This window comes from Acidimicrobiia bacterium, from assembly GCA_029210695.1.
Taxonomy (GTDB): Bacteria; Actinomycetota; Acidimicrobiia; order Spongiisociales; family JAHEDJ01; genus JAHEDJ01.
In genome coordinates, this window is the sequence record JARGFH010000127.1 from 1 (window position 1) to 3,347 (window position 3,347).

At 61.7% G+C, this 3,347-nt stretch carries 5 protein-coding genes and 2 tRNA genes; 4 read left to right on the forward strand and 3 right to left on the reverse strand.

Annotation, left to right across the window (positions count from 1 at the left end):
* Positions 1 to 84: 84 nt before the first annotated feature.
* Both P1T08_18505 and P1T08_18510 read right to left on the reverse strand, forming a co-directional pair.
* On the reverse strand, positions 85 to 378 hold the full coding sequence (locus P1T08_18505) for a hypothetical protein (GenBank protein ID MDF1598068.1): 294 nt from the start codon (positions 376 to 378) through the stop codon (positions 85 to 87).
* A gap of 27 nt (positions 379 to 405) precedes the next feature.
* Positions 406 to 750, reverse strand: a complete 345-nt coding sequence (locus P1T08_18510; GenBank protein ID MDF1598069.1) for a hypothetical protein — start codon at positions 748 to 750, stop codon at positions 406 to 408.
* 57 nt (positions 751 to 807) lie between these two features.
* On the opposite strand from P1T08_18510, the gene P1T08_18515 reads away from it, so the two are divergent.
* The 3 genes from P1T08_18515 (at position 808) to P1T08_18525 (ending at position 1,666) form a co-directional block, all read left to right on the forward strand.
* Positions 808 to 1,104, forward strand: a complete 297-nt coding sequence (locus P1T08_18515; protein MDF1598070.1) for a hypothetical protein — start codon at positions 808 to 810, stop codon at positions 1,102 to 1,104.
* A gap of 391 nt (positions 1,105 to 1,495) precedes the next feature.
* A tRNA-Gln gene (locus P1T08_18520) sits at positions 1,496 to 1,567 on the forward strand.
* A gap of 23 nt (positions 1,568 to 1,590) precedes the next feature.
* A tRNA-Glu gene (locus P1T08_18525) sits at positions 1,591 to 1,666 on the forward strand.
* A gap of 341 nt (positions 1,667 to 2,007) precedes the next feature.
* Here the strand turns inward: P1T08_18525 and P1T08_18530 are convergent.
* Positions 2,008 to 2,286 carry a hypothetical protein gene (locus P1T08_18530; protein ID MDF1598071.1) on the reverse strand — a complete coding sequence of 93 codons (279 nt, stop codon included), beginning with the start codon at positions 2,284 to 2,286 and terminating at the stop codon, positions 2,008 to 2,010.
* Between the two features lie 249 nt (positions 2,287 to 2,535).
* On the opposite strand from P1T08_18530, the gene P1T08_18535 reads away from it, so the two are divergent.
* Positions 2,536 to 3,126, forward strand: a complete 591-nt coding sequence (locus P1T08_18535; protein ID MDF1598072.1) for a hypothetical protein — start codon at positions 2,536 to 2,538, stop codon at positions 3,124 to 3,126.
* Positions 3,127 to 3,347: the final 221 nt, after the last annotated feature.

The following is a 3,347-nucleotide window of genomic DNA, read 5'->3' on the forward strand; positions in this document are numbered from 1 at the left end:
CGGACGATCCCCGCTGTGGCAGGGTTCGTGGCACTGCCTACCCCGGTCATCAAATAGCAGACAGACCACTAGAACCTCTTTGTTTCACCCTTGCTCGCGCAGGGCCAGGATGGCGGTCTCGATGTCGGGGCCGGTCAGCGATCCGACGTGGCGGGTGACAACGGTGCCCGATCCGTCTACGAGTACCGAGAACGGGAAGTAGGTGAGCCCGTAACTCCGCATGGCCGAGCCCGACTCGTCGTCGACGAGCACAGGTATGGGCCAATCGGCGAGCCAGGCGCTCGGTGGGTATTCGGATTCCGCCGGTCGCGCACTCCCGGAGATGCTGACGATGTCGACGTCGGTCGGAAGTTCGTTGGCAGACCAGTAGGTGATCAAGTCCGAGACCTCGGACTGGCATTGCGGTCACCAGTGGGTCAGGAACAGGATGATCTTGGGCCGGCCATCGTTCTTGATCTCGACCGGTGTTCCATCGAACGACTGGCCGCTCAGTTCGGGCATTGGGGATCCAAGGGCGACGTCCGTTCCTTGCTCCGGCATCGCAGGCAATGGGTCGCCGGTGATGGCTACCGGGCGGATCTCGCTGATGCCGACCGCAGCGCTTCCGTCTGCGGTTGGCGCGCCGGCCTCAGGATCTGCGTCGTTGCCGCCGGAAATGAAGATGGCGGCCACCCCGGCGAGTATTACTAGCGCGGCCGCCACGCCGAAGATCAGGACGGTGCGGGTCTTGGAGGTGTTCTGGTTTGTCATGTTCCCCTAATGTGTTGCGGACGATTGTACGGTCGATCTCCGCGAAACGAGGAAGCGATGGCGAAGTACAAGTCCCGGAAGCGAAAGCAAAGCATGGCGCCGCTGTTCTGGGGAGTTGGCGGGGCGATTGTGGTGCTGGCCGTGGTGGCCACTCTGCTGAGCACCGACGAGGGTACGGTGTACGGGGATGTCACCGTCCGCGGCGCCGGACTTCCGACTTTCGACGCAGCTGTCGTCGATGGGGCGGTCGGGCTCGCATTGCCCGAGATCGAGGGAGTTGACTTCGAAGGTGATCCGGTCGTTATCACCAACGACGGCCGACCCAAGCTCCTGCTCAACCTGGCGCATTGGTGACAGTTCTGCCGGTCCGAGGTCTCGGGCCTTCAGGATTACTTCGATGCCAACGGCCTTCCGACCGATGTCGACATCTACGCCATTTCGACCCGTGTCGAAGCTGCTCGGGAGAACTACCCGCCGGCGGCCTGGTTCGAACGGGAGGGGTGGTCGGCGCCGGTCATTCTGGATGACAGAACAGGCTCGATCGACCGGGCGCTCGGGATCCCCAGCGTTCCCGCCTGGGTCGTTGTCGGGGCGGACAACACGGTGATACTGCGATCGTCCGGGGTGAAGTCGAATGAGGAGTTCGAGCAACTCGTCGCGCTCGCCGCGGGTAGCTGAACCTGGCTGTGGGAATCCCCCTGTGGTGCGGTATGATGCCGTCCGCCCGTTGGGCAGACGCGCCCATTCGGGGGTGGTGTAATCGGTAACACAGCAGGTTCTGGTCCTGTCATTGAGGGTTCGAGTCCTTCCCCCCGAGCGAGCCCTGTGAAGGGCAACAACGGCCCCGTCGTCTAGAGGCCTAGGACGCCGGCCTCTCAAGCCGGTAACGCCAGTTCGAATCTGGTCGGGGCTACCACTTCGGAACCTCCACTTGGTGGAGGTTCCGCCGCGTCCGGAGAGTGGGCGCTTTGGGCCACGGGCGTATTCGGCGATGGAATCGAGACGGTCGGCCGTTTGACCGTCGCCGATTTCGAGGGTGGTTTGTGGAAGCTGAGGGTGGAGCAGCTGAGCGTGATTAGGTGCATGTTGGGGACCTCACACCTGTCCGCCCGGCACCGATCCAAACGGCCCCCGGTCCGGCGGACCAGAAACGCCCGAGGAGGGCAGGGGGCGCTGGCGCCGACGTGTGGACCATCGATCTCGACACCGGCGAATAGACCCAACTTCTCCAACCAACAAATCAGTGAAACCGAGACCTCACTTCCGGCCCTTGCGCGAACCCTGGCTTGTCCTGATACTGGAAGGTGGGGAGTGATGGTTCTGCGGGAGGTTTCTGATGAGAGACCGGGCGATACTCCTTCTAGCGGTGATGGCGCTGGTGGCGGCCTGTGGAGGCGGGGCGACGACCACAACTGAAGGACCAGATGAGTCTGCGACATCGACGACCACACCACAATCCGACACAACCACATCTGTGCCGACATCGACCACCACAACCAACTCTGATGCGGCGTTCACCAGAATGGAGGACCTCACCTATCTGACGGTCGAAGGGGGAGTGTTCGAGGGGGACATCTATGTGCCGGAGGGCGAAGGGTCATGGCCTGTCGTTGTCATGTTCCACGGCAATTTCGACAGCAAGGACGGCCGCAATACGACCGTTGTTGCCGAGGCAGCCGCAGCCGCCGGGATGTATGTGTTTGTACCGAACTGGCTGACGGGGTCAATCTCTCTCAAGTCACCCCGGAGTCGTTCGACTTCTTCTATGCAGCAGCCAATTGTGCAGTGGCGTATGCCCAACCCGACCCAGATGTTTCGCTGCCTGTCGTCGTCTACGGATTCTCTGCGGGTGTCGGACCGGCATCCGGGGCGGCACTCGACCCTGCCAGCGAGCCGATCCCCGGCTGCGTGGCCGAGAATCCACCTGCTCCGATCACCGGTGCGGTTCTCGGTGACAGCGAGTACTTCATGCACTCATCGATCTTCGACGGAGGGTTCGCGGCCGATCTCGAAGCAATGCAGGCCACGGTTGCGACGTATGTCGATCCGAACCTCTGGCCGACCGACATGGAGACACGGTTCTTCCTTTGGTATGCCGATGAAGGCACAGCACCGCGAGGGTTCGGCGATCCGTGGGATGAGACGGGCTGGCTGGCGCAACGAGACCCTGACGGATCGATTCGTTACGACCTTAACCGTCTCGGCCAACTCGACGACGGAGTCATCAGCTTCATCGACGAAGGGCAGTTCCTGGCGCTTCGTCTTGAGGAAGCGGGGATCGAGGTGACACTCGACAGTTATCCGGGTGGACACACCCCCTTGAACAAGGTGCCCGAACTCGTCGGCTACCTCACGGAGGCGGCCGGCATCCACTGAATGAAACGCTTCGGGCACTGGGGAATTCCCTCGTTTTTCTCTCCTAGACGGTCGTTTTGTAGGTTTTTCTGTCACTGCTGGGTCGTATGTTGTGTTCATGGGACAGGTAGTTCTCGATCGATTGTCAACTGATGCTCTGGAGCAGCTGTCGCCACCGGGTGAATACTGACCCTTTATCACCGCTCGAATTTTGACCCCCTCCTGGTCGGGTCCACCACTGA